Origin of the sequence: Rhodanobacter sp. DHG33, assembly GCF_014843005.1 — a bacterium.
Taxonomy (GTDB): Bacteria; Pseudomonadota; Gammaproteobacteria; order Xanthomonadales; family Rhodanobacteraceae; genus Rhodanobacter_A.
Map to the genome: position 1 here is coordinate 249,977 of NZ_JACYXM010000004.1, position 21,201 is coordinate 271,177.

18 protein-coding genes are annotated in these 21,201 nt (G+C 66.7%); 14 read left to right on the plus strand and 4 right to left on the minus strand.

What is annotated here, in order from left to right; translation table 11 throughout:
• Window positions 1-133 precede the first annotated feature (133 nt).
• Genes IHE46_RS08975 through IHE46_RS08985 form a run of 3 tightly spaced genes read left to right on the plus strand, consistent with a single transcriptional unit; the run spans window position 134 to window position 1,813 of the window.
• Entirely contained in the window at window positions 134-619 is a 486-nt protein-coding gene (locus IHE46_RS08975) for a GNAT family N-acetyltransferase (protein WP_192164290.1), read from the plus strand.
• 8 nt (window positions 620-627) lie between these two features.
• Window positions 628-1,230 (plus strand): YdeI/OmpD-associated family protein, encoded by a 603-nt coding sequence (locus IHE46_RS08980; protein ID WP_192164291.1) that lies wholly within the window; start codon window positions 628-630, stop codon window positions 1,228-1,230.
• Window positions 1,231-1,243: 13 nt separating this feature from the next.
• Complete coding sequence (locus IHE46_RS08985; RefSeq protein WP_192164292.1) at window positions 1,244-1,813, plus strand: GNAT family N-acetyltransferase; 570 nt, start codon at window positions 1,244-1,246, stop codon at window positions 1,811-1,813.
• Window positions 1,814-1,861: 48 nt separating this feature from the next.
• On the opposite strand, the gene IHE46_RS08990 is transcribed toward IHE46_RS08985, so the two are convergent.
• A complete protein-coding gene (locus tag IHE46_RS08990; RefSeq protein WP_192164293.1) occupies window positions 1,862-2,200 on the minus strand; it encodes an RcnB family protein in 339 nt (112 codons plus the stop codon).
• Window positions 2,201-2,409: 209 nt separating this feature from the next.
• Here IHE46_RS08990 and IHE46_RS08995 point away from each other — a divergent pair, with 209 nt between their 5' ends.
• The 3 genes from IHE46_RS08995 (at window position 2,410) to yeiP (ending at window position 4,698) form a co-directional block, all read left to right on the plus strand.
• On the plus strand, window positions 2,410-3,177 hold the full coding sequence (locus IHE46_RS08995) for an SDR family NAD(P)-dependent oxidoreductase (RefSeq protein ID WP_192164294.1): 768 nt from the start codon (window positions 2,410-2,412) through the stop codon (window positions 3,175-3,177).
• A gap of 64 nt (window positions 3,178-3,241) precedes the next feature.
• Complete coding sequence (locus tag IHE46_RS09000; protein ID WP_192164295.1) at window positions 3,242-4,138, plus strand: alpha/beta hydrolase fold domain-containing protein; 897 nt, start codon at window positions 3,242-3,244, stop codon at window positions 4,136-4,138.
• The gene (gene yeiP, locus IHE46_RS09005; RefSeq protein WP_192164296.1) at window positions 4,135-4,698 is read left to right on the plus strand and encodes an elongation factor P-like protein YeiP; all 564 of its coding nucleotides are present in this window, start codon (window positions 4,135-4,137) and stop codon (window positions 4,696-4,698) included. Before IHE46_RS09000 ends, yeiP begins: the two co-directional genes overlap by 4 nt.
• 33 nt (window positions 4,699-4,731) lie before the next feature.
• Here the strand turns inward: yeiP and IHE46_RS09010 are convergent, their stop codons facing one another.
• Window positions 4,732-5,382 carry a DinB family protein gene (locus IHE46_RS09010; RefSeq protein WP_343230016.1) on the minus strand — a complete coding sequence of 217 codons (651 nt, stop codon included), beginning with the start codon at window positions 5,380-5,382 and terminating at the stop codon, window positions 4,732-4,734.
• Between IHE46_RS09010 and IHE46_RS09015 the strand changes: the two genes are divergently transcribed.
• The 5 genes from IHE46_RS09015 (at window position 5,381) to IHE46_RS09035 (ending at window position 11,323) form a co-directional block, all read left to right on the plus strand.
• Window positions 5,381-7,435 carry an FUSC family protein gene (locus IHE46_RS09015; protein ID WP_192164297.1) on the plus strand — a complete coding sequence of 685 codons (2,055 nt, stop codon included), beginning with the start codon at window positions 5,381-5,383 and terminating at the stop codon, window positions 7,433-7,435. The genes IHE46_RS09010 and IHE46_RS09015 overlap by 2 nt on opposite strands.
• A gap of 60 nt (window positions 7,436-7,495) precedes the next feature.
• Complete coding sequence (locus tag IHE46_RS09020) at window positions 7,496-8,536, plus strand: amidohydrolase family protein (protein WP_225562925.1); 1,041 nt, start codon at window positions 7,496-7,498, stop codon at window positions 8,534-8,536.
• 9 nt (window positions 8,537-8,545) lie between these two features.
• Window positions 8,546-9,064 carry a hypothetical protein gene (locus IHE46_RS09025; RefSeq protein ID WP_192164298.1) on the plus strand — a complete coding sequence of 173 codons (519 nt, stop codon included), beginning with the start codon at window positions 8,546-8,548 and terminating at the stop codon, window positions 9,062-9,064.
• Between the two features lie 119 nt (window positions 9,065-9,183).
• Window positions 9,184-10,461 carry a kynureninase gene (gene kynU, locus IHE46_RS09030; protein ID WP_192164299.1) on the plus strand — a complete coding sequence of 426 codons (1,278 nt, stop codon included), beginning with the start codon at window positions 9,184-9,186 and terminating at the stop codon, window positions 10,459-10,461.
• Between the two features lie 61 nt (window positions 10,462-10,522).
• Window positions 10,523-11,323 (plus strand): hypothetical protein, encoded by an 801-nt coding sequence (locus tag IHE46_RS09035; RefSeq protein ID WP_192164300.1) that lies wholly within the window; start codon window positions 10,523-10,525, stop codon window positions 11,321-11,323.
• 19 nt (window positions 11,324-11,342) lie between these two features.
• Here IHE46_RS09035 and IHE46_RS09040 read toward each other — a convergent pair whose 3' ends face one another.
• Window positions 11,343-12,236 (minus strand): LysR substrate-binding domain-containing protein, encoded by an 894-nt coding sequence (locus IHE46_RS09040; protein WP_192164301.1) that lies wholly within the window; start codon window positions 12,234-12,236, stop codon window positions 11,343-11,345.
• Between the two features lie 217 nt (window positions 12,237-12,453).
• Here IHE46_RS09040 and dgcN point away from each other — a divergent pair, with 217 nt between their 5' ends.
• Together dgcN and gltS are read left to right on the plus strand one after the other, a co-directional pair.
• A complete protein-coding gene (dgcN, locus tag IHE46_RS09045; protein WP_192164302.1) occupies window positions 12,454-13,494 on the plus strand; it encodes an N-acetyltransferase DgcN in 1,041 nt (346 codons plus the stop codon).
• Window positions 13,495-13,557: 63 nt separating this feature from the next.
• On the plus strand, window positions 13,558-14,757 hold the full coding sequence (gene gltS / locus IHE46_RS09050; RefSeq protein ID WP_225562963.1) for a sodium/glutamate symporter: 1,200 nt from the start codon (window positions 13,558-13,560) through the stop codon (window positions 14,755-14,757).
• Window positions 14,758-15,732: 975 nt separating this feature from the next.
• Here the strand turns inward: gltS and IHE46_RS09055 are convergent.
• A complete protein-coding gene (locus tag IHE46_RS09055; protein WP_192164304.1) occupies window positions 15,733-17,622 on the minus strand; it encodes a M61 family metallopeptidase in 1,890 nt (629 codons plus the stop codon).
• A gap of 402 nt (window positions 17,623-18,024) precedes the next feature.
• On the opposite strand from IHE46_RS09055, the gene IHE46_RS09060 reads away from it, so the two are divergent.
• Entirely contained in the window at window positions 18,025-21,144 is a 3,120-nt protein-coding gene (locus tag IHE46_RS09060) for a TonB-dependent receptor (RefSeq protein ID WP_192164305.1), read from the plus strand.
• The last annotated feature ends 57 nt before the right edge of the window (window positions 21,145-21,201 follow it).

The following is a 21,201-nucleotide window of genomic DNA, read 5'->3' on the forward strand; positions in this document are numbered from 1 at the left end:
TGATCGTGTCCAGTCCGCACAAGCGCGGATGTCGAAGGCTTGGATGCAACGAACCATGCCGTTGGATTCAACCCGTCACTGGCGTCCGCAGCGGGGAATGGAATAATCGGCACGACCACCCGCCGGAGCCGACATGTCGCCATCCCTGATCCGCCCCATAGAGCCGCGCGACGACGCCGCGGTTGCAGCGATCATCCGCGCGGTGATGCCCGAGTTCGGCGCCGACGGCCCCGGCTTCGCGATCCACGATGCCGAGGTGGACAGCATGAGCGCGGCCTACGCGCAGCCCCGTTGCAGCTACTTCGTCGTCGAACGCGACGGCAGGGTGATCGGCGGCGGCGGCATCGCGCCGCTGGTGAACGGCGAGCCGGACGTGTGCGAGCTGCGCAAGATGTACTTCCTGCCGGAGGCGCGCGGCATCGGCGCCGGCGCCGCGATGATGCAGCGCTGCCTCGACGCGGCGCGCGCGCACGGTTTCCGCCGCTGCTACCTGGAGACGCTCACCGGCATGGACGCCGCGCAGGCGCTGTACGCGAAGTCCGGCTTCGTCCCGCTGTGCGCGCCGATGGGCGGCACCGGGCACTTCAGTTGCGACCGTTTCTTCATCCGCGAGCTTTGAGGTGCGCCATGACGAGCCACGATCCGCGCATCGACGCCTACATCGCCAAGTCCGCCGAGTTCGCCCGCCCCATCCTCGAATACCTGCGCGCCACGGTGCATTCGGCCTGTCCGGACGTCGAGGAGACGATCAAGTGGAGCATGCCGTTCTTTGTCTATCGCGGCGCCTCGCTGTGCATGATGGCCTCGTTCAAGCAGCACTGCGGCTTCGGCTTCTGGCTGAGCAGGCAGGTTACCGGCGGCGATGCGGAAGACGGCATGGGCCAGTTCGGCAAGATCACCTCGACCAAGGATCTGCCTGCGAAGAAAACGCTGATCGCCCTGATCGGGAAAGCGATGGCGTTGAACGAGGCGGGCGTGAAATCGACGCGCGCCAAAACCGGCACCAAACCGCCGCCCACGCCGCCCGAGGATTTCATCGCCCTGCTCGCCCAGCGCAAGCACGCCGCCGCACGCAAGAGCTGGGAGGGTTTTCCGGATGGCTGCCGGCGCGAATACATTGCCTGGATCGCCGAGGCGAAAACCGACGCCACCCGCCAGAAGCGACTCGCCACTACGCTGGAGTGGCTGGCCGAAGGCAAGCGCCGCAACTGGAAATACGAAAAGAAATGAGGAACGCCATCCGATGATCCGCGTTGCACACGAGGCAGACGCCAGCGCCATCCACGCGATCTACGCGCCGCACGTCACCGCAGGCATGGCCACGTTCGAAACCGCGCTGCCCGGCGCGGACGCAATGCGCGAACGCATACGTGCACGGCTGCCGAACTATCCCTGGCTGGTATGGGAGGAAGGCGGCGAAGTGCTGGCCTACGCCTATGCCTACCGCTTTCGCGAGCGCGCGGCCTACGACTGGATCGCCGAAACCTCGATCTACGTCGATGCCGCCGCACAAGGCCGCGGCATTGCGCGGCGACTCTACGGATGCCTGTTCGATGTAATGCGCCTGCAGGGCCTCACGCAGGCCGTGGGCGTCATCACCCTGCCCGGCACCGCCAGCGTAGCCCTGCACGAGGCGATGGGTTTCGCACCCGCCGGCGTGTGGCGACAGAGCGGCTGGAAGCTGGGGCAATGGTGGGACGTGGGCGTGTGGCAGAAAGAGCTTCAGCCGGCGCCCGTGCCGCCGCCACCCGTCACGCCGTTCGCCGCCCTGGCGTCGACGACCGCTCTCGGGCAGATCTTAGGCCACGCCTGAGCGATTCCCTGCCGAAGCCAACAGGCCTCGGCAGGGAATCCGTACACATCAATTGCCGGATGCGGCGGCCGCGATGATGCTGGCGATCACGCCCGTGGTGACCGCCACCAGCAGGAAATCGCCATTGTCGCTGCGAACCCAGTGGTAGCCGCGCGGCGGCGGACGCAGATGGTCCCTGTGCCAGTCGGACACCACGTACTGCTGCCCGCGATAGGACTGCGGCAGACGGCCGCCCTTCTTGTACCAGCCTTCGTGGCGCCCTTGGTCATGCATGCCGTGATACTGCGGGTGACCATGATCCGGGCCCGGCCCGTACTGTTGCGCGAACGCTGCGCCGGTCGAAGCCAGCAGAGAACCACTCAACACGATTGCAATCAACTTTTTCATCGAAACCTCCTCGGTTGGATTTGCCAGCACACCGTGCCCTGACGTGCCCGTCCCCCCCTGTCCCGATACAAGCCTTATCGCGACGGTGCAACCATCCACCGGACACCCTCAACCCAACGTGAATTCCCCGCAGCGCGCCATCCGCCCCGCCTGCGCCGGAGAATGACGCTGCTAAAATGCCCATTTCGACATCCACGGAATTTCCCGACATGCAGCTCGATCAGGTCAAGGCGATCATCACCGGCGGCGCCTCCGGTCTCGGCCACGCGGTGGCACAGCATCTCGTCGCCCATGGCGCCAAGGTGGCGCTGTTCGACGTCAATGAGGAAAAGGGCCAGGCCGCCGCCAAGTCGCTGGGCGACGTCGCGCGCTTCTACAAGACCGACGTGACCAGCGAGGACGGCGTCACCGCCAACGTCGCCGCCGCGCGCGAAGCGATGGGCGGGCTCAACGTGGTGATGAACTGCGCCGGCATCCTCGGCGCCGGCCGCGTGCTGGGCAAGGAAGGCCCGATGCCGCTGTCCACCTTCGCCAGCACCGTGATGGTGAACCTGGTCGGCAGCTTCAACGTGGCCAAGGCCGCCGCGGCGCTGATGCAGAACAATGAAGCAGGCGAAGACGGCGAACGCGGCGTGATCGTCAACACCGCCTCCGTGGCCGCCTACGAAGGGCAGATCGGCCAAGCGGCCTATTCCGCCTCCAAGGGCGGCGTGGTCGGCATGACCCTGCCGATGGCGCGCGAGCTGTCGCGCTTCGGCATCCGCGTGGCCACCATCGCGCCGGGCATCTTCTGGACGCCGATGGTCGACGGCATGCCGCCGCAGGTGCAGGAATCGCTGTCCGCCTCCATCCCCTTCCCGTCGCGCCTCGGCAAGCCGGAAGAATTCGCGCAGACCGTGGCCTTCATCCTCGGCAACCGCTACATCAACGGCGAGACCATCCGCCTCGACGGCGCGGTGCGGCTGCAGCCGAAGTAACCGCCCAGCGCCAGCCAGCATGCGCGCCACCGGATTCCGGCCTCCACAGGAAAGAGGAGAAACCATGAAGGGATTACGCAGGTTTTCCGGACTGGCGGCCATGCTGCTGGCGACCGGCGCAACGGCGGCCACGCAGCCGATGGACCCCGCGCCAAATCATCATGTCTACCGCAAGGTGGACGGACAATCGCTGGGCGCCTATGTGTTCGAGCCGCCGGCCACGGCGGCTCGAACACCGCGCGCCGCGATCCTGCTGTTCCATGGCGGCGGCTGGCGCGGCGGCAGCGCCGACTGGAGCTTCGACGATGCGCGCCGTTTCGCGGCGCTGGGCCTGGTGGCGATCGCGATCGACTATCGACTGTCGGCGGACAAACTCACCCCGATCGATGCCTTTGCGGATACCTGCGCCGCCTTTGCCTGGGCACGCCGGCATGCGACCGAGCTGAAGCTGGATCCCGAACGCGTTGCCGGGTACGGCGTCTCGGCAGGCGGCCACCTGGTTGCCAGCGCCGGCACACTGGCCTGCCCGGCCGACACCGGAACCCCGCAGCAGACCCGGCCGAACGCCATGCTGCTGGTTTCGCCTGCGGTGAACACCGCCCGCGACGGCTGGTTCCGCCACCTGCTGCAAGGCCGCGCGGAACCGTCCGCGTACTCGCCGCTGGAACACGCCGATGCCACAACACCCCCCGCGCTGATCGTGCAGGGCGAAGCCGATACCTTGACTCGCCCCAGTGGCGCCAAGGCATTCTGCGAACGCATGCATGCGGCGCAGGCCACCTGCGAATTGGCGTTGTACCCGAACCTGGGACACTTGCTGACACGCAGGCTGGATAACCAGGAAGACGATTTCGATCCCGATCCGGACGCACTCGCCGATGCCCATCGGCGCGAACAGCGGTTCCTGGCGGACCAGGGATTCCTCCCAACCGAACCAAGCAGCAAGGCAACCACCCAATGAAAGCTTCCGACGTCAAGAAAGGCAACGTGGTCGAGCACGAAGGCACCGTGTACCAGGTGCGCGACATCGAGCGCAGCTCGCCCACCGCGCGCGGCGGCAACGTCACCTTCCGCTTCACCCTGTATTCCATCCCCGGCGGCCGCAAGTTCGACCTCAGCCTGCGCGCCGACGACGACCTGAAGGAAATGGACCTGGTGCGCCGCGCCGCCAACTATTCCTACAAGGACGGCGAGGCCTTCGTGTTCATGGATGCGGAGGACTACACCCAGTACCTGCTCGACCCCGAGCTGGTAGGCGACAACGCCGGCTACATCGTCGAAGACGTGGAAGGCTTCCACGTGCAACTGATCGACGACGCGCCGGTGGGCCTGCAGGTACCCACCAGCGTGGTGCTCACCGTGGTGGACACCGCGCCGGAGCTGAAGGGCGCCAGCGCCACCAAGCGCACCAAGCCGGCCAAGCTCAATACCGGCGTGGAGATCCAGGTGCCCGAATACATCACCAACGACGAGAAGGTGTGGGTGAACACGCTGACCGGCGAGTTCGCCGGGCGCGCCTGACACGCAAGGACGGCGCCGGGCCAACCGGCGCCGTCAATCCGCCTCGGGCAGCATCGCGGACAAGTCCGTCACGCCCACATCGATGCCCGACTGGCTGAGCAGGGTGGTGACCTGCCCGCGGTGGTGCGTCTGATGGTTGAAGAAATGCTGCATCAGATGCCCGAACTTCCTGACAAACACCTGGCCTGAGCGGTTGCTGTAGGTCAAGGCCTGGTCGTACGCATCGTCCCTCGCTTCCGCACAGAGCCGCACGATCGTTTCGTCCATGTCGCGACGCGCTTCGCGCAGCGAATCGAACTCGGGGTACAGAACCTCCGCAAGCGAGTACGGATGCGGCAAGTCGCGCACGCGAGCCAGCGAGCGGAACGCCGCCGGATGATCGGCGAAGCGCTTCAGCCAGATGGTGTCGGCCACCAGCAGGTGGTTGAGCGTGCCGAACAGCGAACCGAAGAACGCGCCCCGATCCTCATGCATCGCCGCCGCGTCCAACCGCGATGCGGCATCGTAAAGCTTGTCATTCATCCACCGGTTGTATCCGGCCATCAGTTCGAACGGGTTCTTGAGCGACATGGTCATGACATGGCCGTAGCGTGTCGTCGATGGTAGCGAATCGACGCACCGGCACGACAGTTTCAGGCGGCTTAGGGCAGAATCCCGATACCCCCTGCAACATCCGGACCCCATGCCCAACAGCGGCTATTCCCTGCGCGCACAGTTCGTCGAAACCTTGACGCTGACCAAGCGGCCGGAGGTGCCGTTGTGGGTGGTGCTGCGCAATACGCTGGCGGTGGTCCTGCCGCTGGGCGTGGGGCTGGCCACCGGGCACACGGAAATCGGCCTGGGCGTCAGCGCCGGTGCGCTGGACACGATGTTCTCCGACCAGCCCGGCCCGTATCGCCAGCGCATGCTCTGGCTGCTGCTGGCGACGCTGGTGGCGGGACTGGCCGCGCTGGTGGGCTTCACCGTCGGCGGCGAGCTGCTGCCGATGCTGCTGGCCACTGCCGTGTTCGGTTTCTGCGGCGGCATGCTGGTGGTGTTCGGCATCGACGCCGCGCGCGTGGGCATGACCAGCATGATCCTGCTGGTGATCGCCGCCGCCACGCCGCTGCCCGCCAAGGATGCGTTGCCCGTTTCCGGCCTGATTGCCTGCGGCGGCCTGCTGCTCACCCTGTTCGCGGTGGCCGAGTGGCCGCTGCAGCGCTATCGCCCGGAACGTCTTGCGCTGGCCGGCGTGTATGCCGGCCTCGCCGGGCTGGCGCGCCAGCCCGGCGACGACGAGAACGCCACTCCCGCGCTCACCGATGCGATGACTTCGCTGCAGCACACCCTGCTCGGCCGCTACCGTTCGCACGGCCGCGCGATGGAAGCTTTCACCGTGCTGCTGGAACTGGCCGAGCGCATCCGGTTGGAGCTGACCGCGATCTCCGCCCTGCATGCGGACCCCGCCGCGCATGCCCGCTACCGCGAAGATGCCGCGCGCGTACTGGACGCCCTTGCGCACGCGCTGGAGGTCGGCGAACCACCGCGGCAGGCGGAACGCGCGCTCGACGCCATGCGCAGCGACATCCAGGACATGCCCTACAAGCTGGCCGCGCACCTGCGCGCGCTGGACGGCCAGCTGGCCGCCGCGGTGCGCAATGCGAACTGGGCCGGCAGCCGCGGCGAGCTGCGCGCGGCCGCGGCGGAAACGCAATTGCCGCGCACGCTGCAGAGCAGTTCGACGTGGGCCGTGCTGCGCGCCAACCTCACCCTGCATTCGGTGGCCTTCCGCCATGCGCTGCGCACCGCGGCCTGCCTCAGTGCGGCGCTGCTCGTATCGCGCCTGCTCAACCTGCCGCATGGCTACTGGCTGCCGATGACCACGGCCATCGTGCTGCGCGCCGACTTCGCCGCCACCTTCAACTTCGGCCTGCTGCGCGTGGTCGGCACGGTGCTGGGCCTGGTGCTGACCACCGCCCTGCTGCACCTCACCCCGGCCTCGCCCTGGGCGCATCTCGCGCTGATGGCGCTGCTGTGCATGGCGTTCCGCTGGCTGGCCAACGCGCACTACGGCATCGCGGTGGCCGCGCTCACCGGCACGGTGGTGATCCTGCTGTCGTACGAGGGCGTCAATTCCGGCGTGGCGGTGACCGATCGCGTCATCAACACCGTGATGGGCTGCGGCATGGCGATGGCCGCGTACCTCGCGTGGCCCACCTGGGAACGTGGCCGCGCGCGGGCGGCGCTCGCCGAGATGCTGGACGCCTATGCCGGCTACCTGCGCGCGCTGGCCATGCCGGGGCAGCGCGAAGCGCAGCGCGAAACCCGCAGCCTGGCGCGCACCGCGCGCAGCAACGCGGCGGCCTCGCTCGAACGCATGCGCGTGGAACCGGCCACGCCGCTGGCGCTGCTGGAACTGGCGCGCGCGCTGTTCGCCAACGGCAACCGCCTGGCGCGCACCGCGATGACCCTGGAGGCGCTGGACGACGATGCGCCCTCCCGCCCGGCCGCCATGAACGAGTTCGTCGCCACCTGCGCGGATGCCATGCACGCCATCGCCGTCGCACTGCGCGAGCGCCATGCGCCGGACGAGCTGCCCGACCTGCGCGCCCTGCAGCAGACGTTGGCCGCCACGCTGGAGCAGGCGGGCGAACCGCAGGAGACCGACCCGCTGCTGCGGCTCAGCGACCGCCTCACCGACAACATCAACACGCTGGCCCACGTGCTGCGCCGCGCGCAGGCGGTCCCCCGGGGCTAGGCCCGGGGCCGGGCCGCGCTTCCGCTTTTGCAGGGTATGCCCCGATCCACGGTTTGGCCGTTGGCTTACACTGCGCGGATGCTGAAGATCGATACCCACGCGCACATCCTGCCCCGCGACTGGCCTAACCTCGCCGCCCGGTTCGGCGACGAGCGTTTTCCGGTGATGACCCACAGCGACGACCGCCACCGCATCTACAAGGACGGCCGGTTCTTCCGCGAAGTGTGGGATTCGGCCTTCGACCCGCAGATGCGCATCGCCGATTACGCGCGCTTCGGCGTGGACGTGCAGGTGATCTCCACCGTGCCGGTGCTGTTCTCGTACTGGGCGCCGGGTTACCAGGCGCTGGAGCTGCACCGGCACCTCAACGACCACATGGCCGGCATCTGCCGCGACTACCCGCGCCACTACGCGGGTATCGGCACCGTGCCGCTGCAGGCGCCCGACCTCGCCGTGCGCGAACTGGAGCGCTGCATCGACGAGCTCGGCCTGCAGGGCGTGCAGGTCGGTTCGCACTGCAACGACTGGAACCTCGACGCGCCGGAACTGTTCCCGTTCTTCGAAGCCGCCGCCGACCTCGGCGCCGCGGTGCTGGTGCATCCCTGGGACATGATGGGCATGGCCAGCATGCCCAAGTACTGGCTGCCGTGGCTGGTGGGCATGCCCGCCGAGCAGGCGCGCGCCGCCTGCTGCCTCGCCTTCGGCGGCGTGCTGGAGCGGCTGCCGAAGCTGCGCGTGATGCTGGCCCACGGCGGCGGCAGCTTCCCGTGGACCGTAGGCCGCATCGAACACGGCTTCAAGATGCGCCCCGACCTGGTCGCCACCGACAACCCGCGCAATCCGCGCGAGTACCTCCATCGCTTCTACTTCGACTCCTGCGTGCACGACGACCAGGCGCTGCGCTGGCTGCTGGAACTGACCGGCACACAGCAGGTGATGCTGGGCACCGACTATCCTTTCCCGCTGGGCGAACAGGAGCCCGGCAGCGGCATCGAGGCCCTGGGCCTGAGCGATGCCGACCGCGCCCGCCTGTTCCACGGCACGGCGCTGGAATGGCTGGGCCTGCCCAAGCAGCGTTTCGCTCCCGACACCATCGCCTGAGGATTTCGCATGCATTTTCCGCGCACCGCCGTCGCCGCCTTCGCGCTCGCGCTCGGCATGCTTGCCGCCGCACCCGCAGCGGCCACCGACGTCAGCATGGCCAACGGCAGCGTCACCTTCAGCACGCCGGACAACTGGATGGACATCATGGACACCGACGGCAACCCGGAGGTGCGTGCCTTCGAGGTGCCCGACCCCTCGCCCACCGGCCAGACGGTGCTGGCGCGCGTCACCGTCACGGTGACCCAGGTGTCCGGTCTCGACCAGTTCCGCGCCTACCAGAGCCAGGCCGCCGGCAAGGCCACGACCCTGCAGGCCTACAAGGCGCTCGGCACCTCCAGCCCCGACAACCTCAGCTACACCGCGCAGGAAGCGGGCGTGCCCTCCCATTACCGCGAGCGTTACTGGTTCAAGGGCGGCTATGCGATCCAACTGCGTTGCGTGCGTCCCCAGCAGAGCCAGTCCGGCGCGTCGTGGATCGCCGCCTTCGACCGCGGCTGCGACGCCATCGCCGCGCGGCTGCAGTAACGGAAACCCCATAGAGGGCGCACCCCGTGCGCGATTGCCTTTCGCTGGGTACGAAACGCAAGGCAATCGCGCATAAGGGTGCGCCCTGCGCAAGACACATGCCCATGCAGAACCCTCCGATGACCGACTACCAAGCCACCGCCGCCTGGGCGCAAGCCGCCGATGCCGCCGATCCGCTGCGCGCGTTCCGCGACGAATTCCTGATACCGCCGCACGCAGGTCACGACAGTGCGTACTTCTGCGGCAACTCGCTGGGCCTGCAGCCGCGCGCCGTGCGCGCCGCGCTCGCCGCCGAGCTGGACGACTGGGCGCAGCTCGGCGTGGAAGGCCACTTCAAAGGCCGCCTGCCGTGGATGGACTACCACGAGTTCGTGCGCGACCACCTCGCCGAAGTGGTCGGTGCGCTGCCGTCCGAGGTGGTGGCGATGAACACGCTGGGTGTGAACCTGCACCTGATGATGGTGAGCTTCTATCGCCCCACCGCCGAACGTCCGGCGATCCTGATGGAAGCCGGCGCCTTCCCCACCGACCGCTACGCGCTGGAGTCGCAGATCCGCTTCCACGGTTTCGACCCGGCCACCACGCTGATCGAGCTTGAAGCTGACGAACCCAACGGCACGTTGTCGATGGCGGCCATCGAGCGCGCGCTGGCCGAGCATGGCTCGCGCATCGCACTGGTGATGCTGCCCGGCGTGCAGTACCGCAGCGGCCAGGCCTTCGACCTCGAGGCCATCGCCGCACTCGGGCACCGGCACGGCTGCGTGGTGGGCTTCGACCTCGCCCACGCCGTGGGCAACCTGCCGATACGCCTGCACGACAGCGGCGCCGACTTCGCGATCTGGTGCAGCTACAAGTACCTCAACAGCGGCCCCGGCGCGGTCGGCGGCGCCTTCGTGCACGAGCGCCACGCGCGCGCCGTGCTGCCGCGCTTCGCCGGCTGGTGGGGCCACGACAAGACCTCGCGTTTCCGCATGGGCCCTGAGTTCGTGCCCACGCCCGGCGCGGACGGCTGGCAGCTCAGCAACCCGCCCATCCTTGCGTTGGCGCCGCTGCGCGTATCGCTGGAAGTCTTTCATCGCGCCGGCATGGCGCGGCTGCGCGAGAAATCGCTCAAGCTCACCGGCTACCTGGAATGGCTGGTGCAGACGCAGCTCGCCGACGTGCTGGACGTGCTCACGCCCGCCGATCCCGCGCGTCGCGGCGCGCAGCTTTCCATCCGCGTGCACGGCGGACGCGAACGCGGGCGCGCGCTGTTCGACCATCTGATGGAACACGGTGTGGTCGGCGACTGGCGCGAGCCCGACGTCATCCGCATCTCGCCCGCACCGCTGTACAACCGCTACGCGGATTGCCTGCGGTTCGCGGACGTGGTGCGCGACTGGCGGCAGGCCGGCTGATGTTCCATCGCGGCAGTACCGCACAGGCGTAACGAAGCAGGCAAACCATCAAGGGGCGGTCATGGACGTAAAGATCACCGGCGGAAACATCCGCTTCCTGATCGCTTCATTCGTGCTGTTATTGGTAACCCACGCCATCGCCTACCTGACCCACGAGTACTCCCATTCGGTGATGGCGTGGAGCCTGGGCTGGATGGGCACCCCGTTCGGGATCGACTACGGGCACCCGACGCTCGACAACTTCCTCTTCCTCGGCGACGTGGACGACAACGTCAACTACCCGCCGATATTCGCCAGCGGGCACGGACTCGATGCCGCGCTGATCGCCCTCGCCGGCCCCTTCATCGGCAACGGTCTGCTGTACTTCATCGTCTACGGCCTGATCCGGTGGACGGCCGTCGGAACAAGCCGCTTCGGCACCGCGTTCGCCTACTGGCTCTGCCTGATGTGCGCCGGCAACCTGTGGGGCTACGTGCCGCTCAGGGCGATCACCACGCACGCCGACATCGCGCTCGGTGCCGAAGGCCTGCACCTGTCCGTGTGGGCGCTGTTTCCGTTCGTCGCGGTGCCTTCGCTCTACATCGTCCAGCACTTCTTCCGCAGGACGTTCCCGCTCTGCCAGCAGAAGATCGCCGGCGGCGACGGCAACAACTTCATCCTCCTGGCGGCGCTGACGGCTTTCTGGTTCTTCTCGTTCTTCGGCGGCGACGGCATCGGCGGGAACTACGGGCTGATTTCCCAGCTGCTCTGCATCACGTCGAAGTACCTGCTGGTCCCTCTCTGCATGCTGTATCTGATGTCGCGCTACTACGGCCCTTACCGGCCTGGGCGGACGCAGCCTGCGGCGGCATCCGTTTCCTGATGCCGCACAACCGCAGCCCTCAGGCCAGCAAGCTCTGCGCGAACTCGCGCACGTAGTCGAGGAAACGCGTCTGCACGCCGTTCAACGGACTGTCCGGCCGGTAGACGGCGCGCAGGGTGACGTCGAGCTGCAGTTTCAGCGGACGCGTCTGCAACGGCTCCTTGCTGCAGCGCGCGGTGAAGGGGTCCACCAGCGCCAGTCCGCCGCCACGCGCGACCAGCGAGCAGGCGAGCTGGTAGGTCTGCACCCAGACGTGCGCACGCGGCGCGGGTTCGACCTCGGCGAGATGCCCGTGCAGCATGTTGCCCATCGCGTCCTGCACCGTGATGCCGATCATCGGCTGGCCGGCCAGCGCGCTGATCGGCAGCGGCTTCGCGAGGTCGCGCTCCGGCCACCAGCCCGGCGGGGCGATCACCATGATGCTGCCGTCGCACAGCGATTGCTGCAGCAGCCCGTGGCGGCTCATGTCCTGCAAGGTGAGGCCGATGTCGCTTTCGCGCAGCATCAGCGATTCGCACATCGCCGCCGAATGCTGGGTATAGAGCTCGATGCTGGTGTCGGGGTAGACCTTGCCCAGCCGCGCGATCGCGTCGGGCACCAGGGTCTGCGCCAGGGTGGGCGTGCAGGTCACCCGCAGCGGATGGCTCTCAGGGCGGGCGATGTTGGTCGAGAGACGCTGCAGGTCGTACATCTCCTGCATGATGCGGTCGATGTGGTGGCGCATCAGCAGCGCCTGCTGGGTGGGCTGCAGGCGCCCGCGCACGCGACTGAACAGGGGAAAGCCCAGATGGTTTTCGGCCTGCTGCAACGCCTTGCTCGCGGCAGGCTGCGAGATGTTCAGAAGGTTCGCCGCGCCGGTCAGGCTGCCGGTGCTCAATACGGCATGGAACAACTCGATGTAGCGCAATCGCATCGCACTCCCCACCCTGCCCTCGGCACGTGTCATTCGAGTGCAACACATAACGTTTTTGCAGGCAAACCCGGCAGACTGCGCACACCGGCCGCGCGGCACCCACAACCGACGGTTATGCCATCTGACCGTCTTTTCATTGGCGGCCCGCGCCGGCCGCTGACTATGCTCGCCGCACCGCACGAAGCGGAATCCACCCAACCCTGGAGCCAGTGTCCACATGTCGAACCAAGGCGCAGAAACCGCAGTCCGCTGGGGCCCGCCGTACCTGCTGTACCTGGGCAGTGCCGTCGACGACCTGTCGATCAAGACCGCGCGCGGCCTGGCGTTCTGGCGGACCGAGCATTGCCTCGGCCAGCACCGCCGCCTTGATTGCTCGGTGACGCTGAACCTGCCCGACCTCGGCTTCGTCCAGGCCAAGGCCATGGGCGCCGACACCATGGTGATCGGCGCGGCGAACGCGGGCGGCGTGATGGGCCCGGAGATCGTCGCCGATGCCGTCGCCGCGCTGGACGCCGGGCTCAACGTGGTCTCCGGCCTGCACCACAAGCTGCGCGACAACGCCGACATCGTGGCCGCCGCGCGCCGCAACGGGCGTGCCCTGTTCGATGCGCGCGCACCCGGTCCCAACATTGCGGTAGGCAACGGCAAGCCGCGTGCCGGCCGGCGCCTGCTCACCGTGGGCACGGACTGCTCGGTCGGCAAGATGTACACCACGCTGGCGCTGGAGCGCGCGCTGCGCGCACGCGGCCAGGCTGCGGATTTCCGCGCTACCGGGCAAACCGGCATCCTGATCGCAGGCGCAGGCATCCCGGTGGATGCGGTGGTGGCGGATTTCATCTCCGGCGCCGCCGAAGCGATCTCGCCCGCGCGCGACGACAACGGCTGGGACCTGATCGAAGGCCAGGGCTCGCTGTTCCATCCGTCCTTCTCCGGCGTATCGCTGGGCCTGCTGCACGGTTCGCAACCCGATGCCCTGGTGCTCTGCCACGAGCCGACACGGCAGCACATGCGCGGGCTGCCGCATTACCCGCTCCCGGATCTGGTGGCCTGCATGGAAGCCAACCTGGTCGCCGCGCGGTTGACCAACCCTGCGGTGCGTCCCGTCGGCATCGCGCTGAACACGTCGAAGATGCCGTCGCACGAGGCGCAGGCGGCGTGCGAACGGGTCAGCACGCTGTTCGGGCTGCCGTGCCAGGATCCGGTCACCATGGGCGTCGAAGCGATCGTGGACAACCTCGTCGCATGCTTCCCGGGTTGAACATCCGGCATAGTGGCCGCTTGCCGGCATGAGCGCCGCCGCCCGGAGCGACTGCACGTGTTGATGCTCGACTCGGTCCAGACCCTGGCCTGCGGCGGCCTGTTCCTGCTGGTCGGCTACATGGTCCGGCGGCGCGTGCCGCTGCTGATGCGTTTCAGCATCCCCGCCCCGGTGATCGGCGGCCTGCTGGTGGCGCTGTTCATGCTGGCCTGCCGCCACTGGGGCGTCACGCCGCTGCGCTTCGACACGTCGTGGCAGCAGCCGCTGATGATCGCGTTCTTCACCGGCATCGGCTTCAACGCCAGCGCGACCCTGCTCAAGATCGGCGGCCGCCAGATCCTGCTGTTCCTCGCCCTGGCCAGCGTGCTGGCGATCGCGCAGAACTTCCTGGGCATCGCCATGGCCAAGGCCTTCGGCCTGCCGCCGCTGTTCGGCGTGATCACCGGCTCGGTCACGCTCGCGGGCGGCCCCGCCACCGGCATGGCTTTCGCGCCGCTGTTCGAGAAAGTGGGCGTGCACGGCGCGCAGAGCGTGGCGCTGGCCAACGCGATGGCCGGTATCGTGCTCGGCTCCATTTTCGGCTCGCCGATCGCGGCGATGCTGATCGAGCGCTTTCACCTGCGCACCGCCGGCGCAACCGGAGAGGTCAGCACGGAGGCGCCTGCGGCGGCCGTGTCGACGGAACCGGAGCGCACCGCAGATCCCGCCTACGCGGGACTCAAGACCTTGGTGTTCATGCTGCTGGCGATGGGCATCGGCGCATGGATCAGCGGCGGCCTGAGCCGGCTCGGCGTGACCTTGCCGAGCTACATCGGCGCGATGCTGGTGGGCGCGGTGATCCGCAACATCGACGACGCCTGGGGCTGGTTCGGATTGTCGACGCGCGGCATGGAGCTGATCGGCAACACCGCGCTGTCGCTGTTCCTCGTCGTGGCGCTGATGAACCTGCACCTGTGGGACCTGGCCGGACTGGCGCTGCCGCTGCTGGCGAACCTGGCGGTGCAGTCGGTCCTGGTGCTGGCGTTCTGCTGCTGGCCGCTGCTGCAGCTGATGGGGCGCGACTACGACGCCGCGGTGATGGCCAGCGGGTTCACCGGTTTCATGCTGGGGACTACGGCGAATGCGGTGGCTTGCATGAGTGCGCTCACGGAGCGCTATGGAGCGGCGCCGCGGGCGTTTCTGGTGGCGCCGGTGGTGGGGGCGTTCCTGATCGATTTCACCAATGCGATCATCATTACGGGGTTCGTCAACGGGTGGCATTGAGGGGCGGATTTTGGGTTTTGCGCCTTGGCGCTTGAGGCTTCGAGCTTCGAGCTCCATGTCCCGAGCTCTGAATTCCACGCTTCGAGCTTCGATAGCGGAATCCGCTGCCCCTAATTCGCAAGCGACAGAGCGGTTTCGGTCGCCTGCCGGCGCCCGAGTTACTTCTCTTTGCTGGCCCAAAGAGAAGTAACCCAGAGAAATGGCCTTATGTAATCCGCCGGAACTACAAGCGGGTGGTGTCGAGGAAGTTGGAACTACGCGCGGCGACACGTCCTGCACAGCGGCCACGCCTCGCCGTATCTGGGAACTGAGGGAAACATCTGGGAACTGAGGGCAAGACCCTAGGGCGCTTCGCTCTGCATGTCTTGCTCTGCATGTCTTGCTCTGCATGTCTTGCTCGTCATTCCGGCGCAGGCCGGAATCTAGTGGCCGTGATGCTCGAACAATCGTGGTCGCTACTGGATCCCGGCCTGCGCCGGGATGACGAGCAGAGACGTTAGTACCTCGCCCCGCTTTAGCTTGGCTCTGCTCTCTGCTCTCTGCTCTCTGCTCTCTGCTCTCTGCTCTCTGCTTTAGCTTGGCTCTGGTTTGGTTTGGTTTGGTTTGATTCTGCTCTGGCCGTGGCTTCTGCGCGCTGGGAGCGCGCTGCTCTTCCGGGGCCCCTATGCGGCGGTGAGGCGGGGACGATCAGGCCGCGCAGCGGGCGAGTCCAGGGATGGACTCGCCTTTTCGACCGGGCAGGAAGCCCGGCCGAAAAGCCCGGCCCCGCCTCACGGACTCGCAGGGCAGGATGCCCGGAGAGCGCCGCATCGGGGTGCCCTTTTCTCTTGGCTACTTCTCTTTTGGGCACGCAAAAGAGAAGTAGCTCGGGCCGCGGCAGCGGCACGAAACCGCTCTGTCACTTGCGAAAACCGCAACACTCAAAGAGCCCCCTCTCCCACAAGCAAGAGGAAGAGGGAAATAAAAACGGCTACCTCAGTGCTTCGCCGCCAATATCTCGCTCAAATAATCTGGCGTCCCCGCAACCCGCACCAAATGCGGATACTTCAACCCACCAAAGTAATCCACCGCATACGTCCGACTGACCCCATCGATCTGCGCCCGGATCTGGATCGGCTGCTTCTCCTTCTGCGCCCGCACGATGGCGTCGCGCAGCACGCGCGGGCTGTACGCATGTCCGTCGACCGCCTGCAGCGTCATCTCCGGCGCCAGCCCGGCTTTGAACGCCGGCCCCTGCCACAGCACGTCCATGATGCGGCCGTCGTGCCTGATGAACAGGCCCACCGAGAACGTCTCGTCGACGCCCGACGGTCCCAGTTCCTCGGGGCCGACGTTCTCGACGGCGTCCTGGTAGCGCGAAGGCGTATCGGTGTAGACCAGCTTCCAGCCGCTCTGCTCGATGCCCGACAGCAACGGTACCTGGTCGCCCACGCCATCCAGCCAGCCGTGCAGGAACTTCGCCCAGTCCCAGGGCTGCACCGCGTTCAGTCCCGCAACGACGTCGTCGAAGCTGTAGGTCCGGGTGACGTAGCTGCCATCGTCCTTGCCGAAGAAGCGCTGGGCGAAATCGTCCAACGTGTACTTGTCGTGGCTGAGCGCGCGGATTTTCGTGTCCACGGTCAGCCACAGCAGCTGGCCTTCACGGTAGAAATCGGTGGTGCGGCGCCAGTTCACCCATGCGGGATCCCCGCCGTACACGAGTTGCGCGGCCCGGGTAGTGTCCGACAGCGGCCTCCATTCGCGGCCGGGACGGTGCGCGAACGCGGCCGCGCGGTAAGCCACCGCGTCGCGCCAGTCCTGCGCCGACCACAGGCCGCTGCGCGCGGTCAGCATGTCGCCAAGGTAGACCGTGAGACCCTCGTACACCCACAACCCGTCACCGATCTGGGGCTGCTCGAAATCGGGCTGCCACAGGCCTTCCGGGCGCATGAATTTCCCGTTCCACGAATGCGTGTACTCGTGCGGCAGCAGCGAACCGTCGAGCAGAAAGTGTCCGGGATCGGCGAACATGTGCGAACCGCCGCGCGCGCGGTCGTCGCTGGACTGGTGGTGCTCCAGTCCGCCGACCGAGGTGTAATCGCTCAGCGTCAGCAGGAAGTGGTAGTTCGTGTAGTGGTGCGAATGGAACAGGTCCTGCGCCTGCACGACGAGGTTACGGTAGCCCTCCAGCTGTTCGGGCTTGATCTGCAGCGCGGCTTCGCTGTCGCCCACCAGGTCGAGCCAGCGGTGCACGCTGGAGTTCGCCGGAGTGACGTCGATCTGCCGGAAATGCTTGCCGGCGATCACCGGCGCGTCGACCAGCGTGTTGAACGGCACGGGCTTGAAGCGGATGCGACCGCCGTCGCGCGCCTCGGTTTCCAACGCCGTTCCGTAGCCCCAGTCCGCCGGCATCTCCAGCGTGGGCCGGAACAGCTGGTCCTTGGTCGGCTCGCCGGCGCGATACAGCGCCACGTGGTCCCAGGTGAGGTCCATCAGGTTTGGCGTGATCCGGTCGGTGTCCGGAAACTGGAAGCTGATATCGATGCTGTCCACCCCGGCCGGCACCTCCAGGTGGAAGGTGAACATGTCCACGGGATCGCGCTGCCACGCGATGCGCTTGCCGCCCGCGCTGATCTCCAGCCCCATCATTTCGCCGATCGGTCCGTCGGGCGCATGGTCGCCGGGGATGTACTTCGGGTAGTACAGCGTGAGCTTGCCCGGCGCAACGGGCATCGTCTCGTGCACGTAAAGCACTTTCTGCGCCGGGTTGGGCAGGCTCACCGTCAACGCGACGGCGTCGGATGGTGCATTGGTGTCGGCGTGCGCTACGCAGGCTGCGGATGCGGCGAACGCGACTGCGCCCACCAGTGATGGCCATCGTTTCATGCGTTTCCCCGTGCCTTCGATTGGATCGAGAGACCACGAATGAAGCGCACGATGGGAAATTTTTCAAGCGCCAAACGACACGCATAACCCGCAGTTATGGCGGTCCCAAGACTTTTCATTGGCGGCTGTCGCGCGGCGCGGACTACGCTCGATCAGCACTGTGGGCATGGAGGATGTCCGCTCGATGCGCATCGCTGCCAGACGCATGGCGAACCCAGGGGGAACGCCAGCGTCGTGACATGCCGCGATGCCGCCACGTTCCGGCATCTCCACGCCCGCATTCGACCCGACGGCGCGCACGCGCGCCGTCCATCCTGTTGGCTTGCGGACCGTCCGGACGATGGCCACCCGCTTGCGAACCCAATCGCGGTACCCGGCGTTTCACCACAGTGGAGTGAATACATGAAGGGCAAATCCCAGCGCGCGATGCACCGTAGCAACGTCCTCAAGCGCAAGGCATTGCCCCTTGCCATTGGCCTGCTGGCCTGCGGCGCCGCAGGCACGGCCTGGGCGCAGGCGACCAACGGCACCATCTACGGCACGGTGCCCGTAGCGCCCGGCGAAACGGTGCAGATCACCAGCGGCAGCGGTTTCAACCGCAGCATCCCGGTGAGCGAGTCCGGCAAGTATTCGATCACCCTGCCGGTAGGCAGCTATACGGTGTCGCTGCTGCAAAACGGCCAGGTCGTGCAGACCCGCACCGACGTCACGCCGGTGGCGGCGGGCGCGGTGGCGGTCGATTTCGCCTCGGGCGCCGGCGGCCCCGCCAACGCGATCAACCTCAACTCGATCCACGTCACGGCCAACACCTCGCCGCCGATCGATGTGACCACCACCAACCAGGTCACCACGATCACCTCCAAGCAGCTGCAGCAGCTGCCGCTGGCGCGCACCGCCGAAGACATCGCCATGCTGGCGCCGGGCGTCAACATGGGTTCGCCCGAGCTCGGCAGCGGCCCGCTCGGCACGCCGATGAACGTGTTCGGCGGCGCCTCCACCGCGGAGAACGCGTACTACGTCGACGGCATGAACACCACCGAGGCACTCAACAACTCGGGCGGCATCGCCCTGCCCTACGGTGCCATCGACCAGCAGCAGACCTACATCAGCGGTTACGACGCCCGCTATGGCCGTTCCATCGGCGGCGTGATCAACCAGATCGGCAAGAGCGGCACCAACGACTGGCATTTCGGCGTGCGCGCCCTGTGGCAGCCGGCCAGCATGCGCGCCGCGCCGGACAACCTCTACTACGCCAACCCCTTGATGGCCGGCGATCCGGTGTATTCGCCCGGCGACCTGGCCGTATACCGCAAGGGCAACACCGCGGACGAGAAGATCTACGACGCCTACATCAGCGGCCCGCTGATCAAGGACAAGCTGTTCTTCTTCCTGAGCGCCGAAAAGGACGACAGCCAGTACCACGACACGCAGGAATTCGGCAACGGCCCGGCCTACTCGCTCAGCCAGCACGACCCGAAGTTCTACGGCAAGTTGAACTGGAACATCAACGACAGCAATGTGCTGACGCTGAGCTACCTGCAGAACGCGCACCAGACGCAGCCCACCTATTACGACTTCAACTACGACACGCTGCAGAACGGCGCCTTCAGCAGCCTCGGCCAGTACAACAAGACCGTGTTCAAGATGGCGGTGTTGAACTACACCTCCTACATCACCGACGACCTCACGCTGAACGCCACCCTGGGCAAGATGCACGGCCAGTACTATTCGGTGCAGCCGGCCTATCCGGGCTACAACCCCGAACTGCCGCATATCGCCAGCGCGTCGCTGCAGGATCCGCAGTTCTCGCCGCCTGGCGGCATCATCAACGCCCAGTCCAATTCGACACTCAGCGACCCGAACCACCACGAGTCGATCACCAACTACCGCTTCAGCCTCGACTGGAAGTTGGGCAGCCATGATTTCCAGGTGGGCATCGACAATATCAATTCCTACGATATCGACGATGGCTCGCTGGACACCGGCCCAGGCTACCAGTGGATGTACGGCGCGACCGGCCCCGGTGTCCCGGTGTTCGGCAACGACCCGAACATCCCGCCCTATGTCGCCCCCTCGACCCAGTGCTACCAGGGCACCTGCTACTACGTGCAGAAGCACACCGACATCAGCGCCGCCACCGTGCGCGTGGTACAGCGTGCGCAGTACGTCATGGACAACTGGCAGGTCACCCCGAACCTGCTGCTTAATCTCGGTATACGCAACGACCAGTTCGTGAACTACGACGCCTCCGGCATACCCTACATCCGCGAGACCAAGCCGCAGTGGTCGCCGCGCCTGGGCTTCAGCTGGGACGTGCATGGGGATGCTTCGCTGAAGGTGTTCGGCAACGCCGGTCGCTACTACCTCTCGCTGCCCACCAATGTGGCCTTGTCCATCGCCGCCCCGGTGACGAATGCCGGCATCTACGGCACCTATACCGGCATCGACCCGGTGACCGGCATACCGACCGGCTTCACGCCGCTGCCGCAAAGTCCCTCGACAGGCGTATCGATCGACAACGAATACGGGCAGGCGAAAGATCCGCGCCTTTCCGCCGCCAGCAACGCCAGGGCCGAATTCTCCGACAACTACGTGCTGGGCCTGCAGCAGCAATTCAACATGCTGGGCACGAACTGGGTGTTCAGTGCCACCGGCACCTACCAGCGCATGAGCCGCATCATCGACGACTTCGACGACGAGCAGATCGAATGCGCCGCCGGCCTCGCGCAGGGCTATTCGTGGATGACGCCGCAGAATTGCTCCAACTACGCGCAGAGCCTGGTGCTGGTGAACCCCGGCGTGACCAACCATATCTGGATGCTGTCGCCCAGCGGAGCCATCGTGCCGGTGACGCTTACCGGTGCCGATCAGAATTTCCCGAAGGGACCGGAGCGCCGCTATTACTCGCTGGATCTTTCGCTGGAACACGCTTGGGACGGCAAGTGGTTCGCCAAGTTCGACTACGTGTTCTCGCGCAGCTGGGGCAACACCGAAGGCCCGGTGAGCACCTATTCGCAGCAGGGCGGCTCCTACGAATCCATCACTACCGCCTGGGACTTCCCGGAGCGCATGCAGTATTCGGGCGGCATACTTCCCAACGACCGCAAGCACCAGTTCAAGCTGTTCGGCTCCTATGCGCTCACGCCCGAATGGACGGTCGGCGCCAACCTATACGTCACCTCGGGCACGCCGATCATGTGCCGCGGCGGTTACGGTCCGGACCAGCTGGCCCTGCACGGCTCGCACACCTACTACTGGTGCGGCGGCGTACCCGTGCCCCCCGGCTCCCTCGGCTTCACTCCGTGGGTGCATGACGTCGACCTCAGCCTGGACTACAAGCCGAAGTGGGCGCAGCAGAAGCTCGACTTCAACCTCACCGTGTTCAACATACTCAACGACCAGACCACGATCTTCTACAACGATTTCTACGGCACCACGAGTTCGCCCAACCCGGATTACGGACGCATCCAGGACACGTACGCGCCGCGCAGCGTCCGCTTCTCCGTTGCCTACGACTTTTGAGCCACGCATGGCTTCCCCATACGCCGGGCGCATGCCCGGCGTTTTTTTAATGCCGGA

Coding starts and splice junctions, on each gene's coding strand:
- IHE46_RS08975 (WP_192164290.1), top strand. CDS start 134: ATGTCGCCATCCCTGATCCGCCCCATAGAGCCGCGCGACGACGCCGCG.
- IHE46_RS08980 (WP_192164291.1), top strand. CDS start 628: ATGACGAGCCACGATCCGCGCATCGACGCCTACATCGCCAAGTCCGCC.
- IHE46_RS08985 (WP_192164292.1), top strand. CDS start 1,244: ATGATCCGCGTTGCACACGAGGCAGACGCCAGCGCCATCCACGCGATC.
- IHE46_RS08990 (WP_192164293.1), bottom strand. CDS start 2,200: ATGAAAAAGTTGATTGCAATCGTGTTGAGTGGTTCTCTGCTGGCTTCG.
- IHE46_RS08995 (WP_192164294.1), top strand. CDS start 2,410: ATGCAGCTCGATCAGGTCAAGGCGATCATCACCGGCGGCGCCTCCGGT.
- IHE46_RS09000 (WP_192164295.1), top strand. CDS start 3,242: ATGAAGGGATTACGCAGGTTTTCCGGACTGGCGGCCATGCTGCTGGCG.
- yeiP (WP_192164296.1), top strand. CDS start 4,135: ATGAAAGCTTCCGACGTCAAGAAAGGCAACGTGGTCGAGCACGAAGGC.
- IHE46_RS09015 (WP_192164297.1), top strand. CDS start 5,381: ATGCCCAACAGCGGCTATTCCCTGCGCGCACAGTTCGTCGAAACCTTG.
- IHE46_RS09010 (WP_343230016.1), bottom strand. CDS start 5,382: ATGGGGTCCGGATGTTGCAGGGGGTATCGGGATTCTGCCCTAAGCCGC.
- IHE46_RS09025 (WP_192164298.1), top strand. CDS start 8,546: ATGCATTTTCCGCGCACCGCCGTCGCCGCCTTCGCGCTCGCGCTCGGC.
- kynU (WP_192164299.1), top strand. CDS start 9,184: ATGACCGACTACCAAGCCACCGCCGCCTGGGCGCAAGCCGCCGATGCC.
- IHE46_RS09035 (WP_192164300.1), top strand. CDS start 10,523: ATGGACGTAAAGATCACCGGCGGAAACATCCGCTTCCTGATCGCTTCA.
- IHE46_RS09040 (WP_192164301.1), bottom strand. CDS start 12,236: ATGCGATTGCGCTACATCGAGTTGTTCCATGCCGTATTGAGCACCGGC.
- dgcN (WP_192164302.1), top strand. CDS start 12,454: ATGTCGAACCAAGGCGCAGAAACCGCAGTCCGCTGGGGCCCGCCGTAC.
- gltS (WP_225562963.1), top strand. CDS start 13,558: ATGCTCGACTCGGTCCAGACCCTGGCCTGCGGCGGCCTGTTCCTGCTG.
- IHE46_RS09055 (WP_192164304.1), bottom strand. CDS start 17,622: ATGAAACGATGGCCATCACTGGTGGGCGCAGTCGCGTTCGCCGCATCC.
- IHE46_RS09060 (WP_192164305.1), top strand. CDS start 18,025: ATGAAGGGCAAATCCCAGCGCGCGATGCACCGTAGCAACGTCCTCAAG.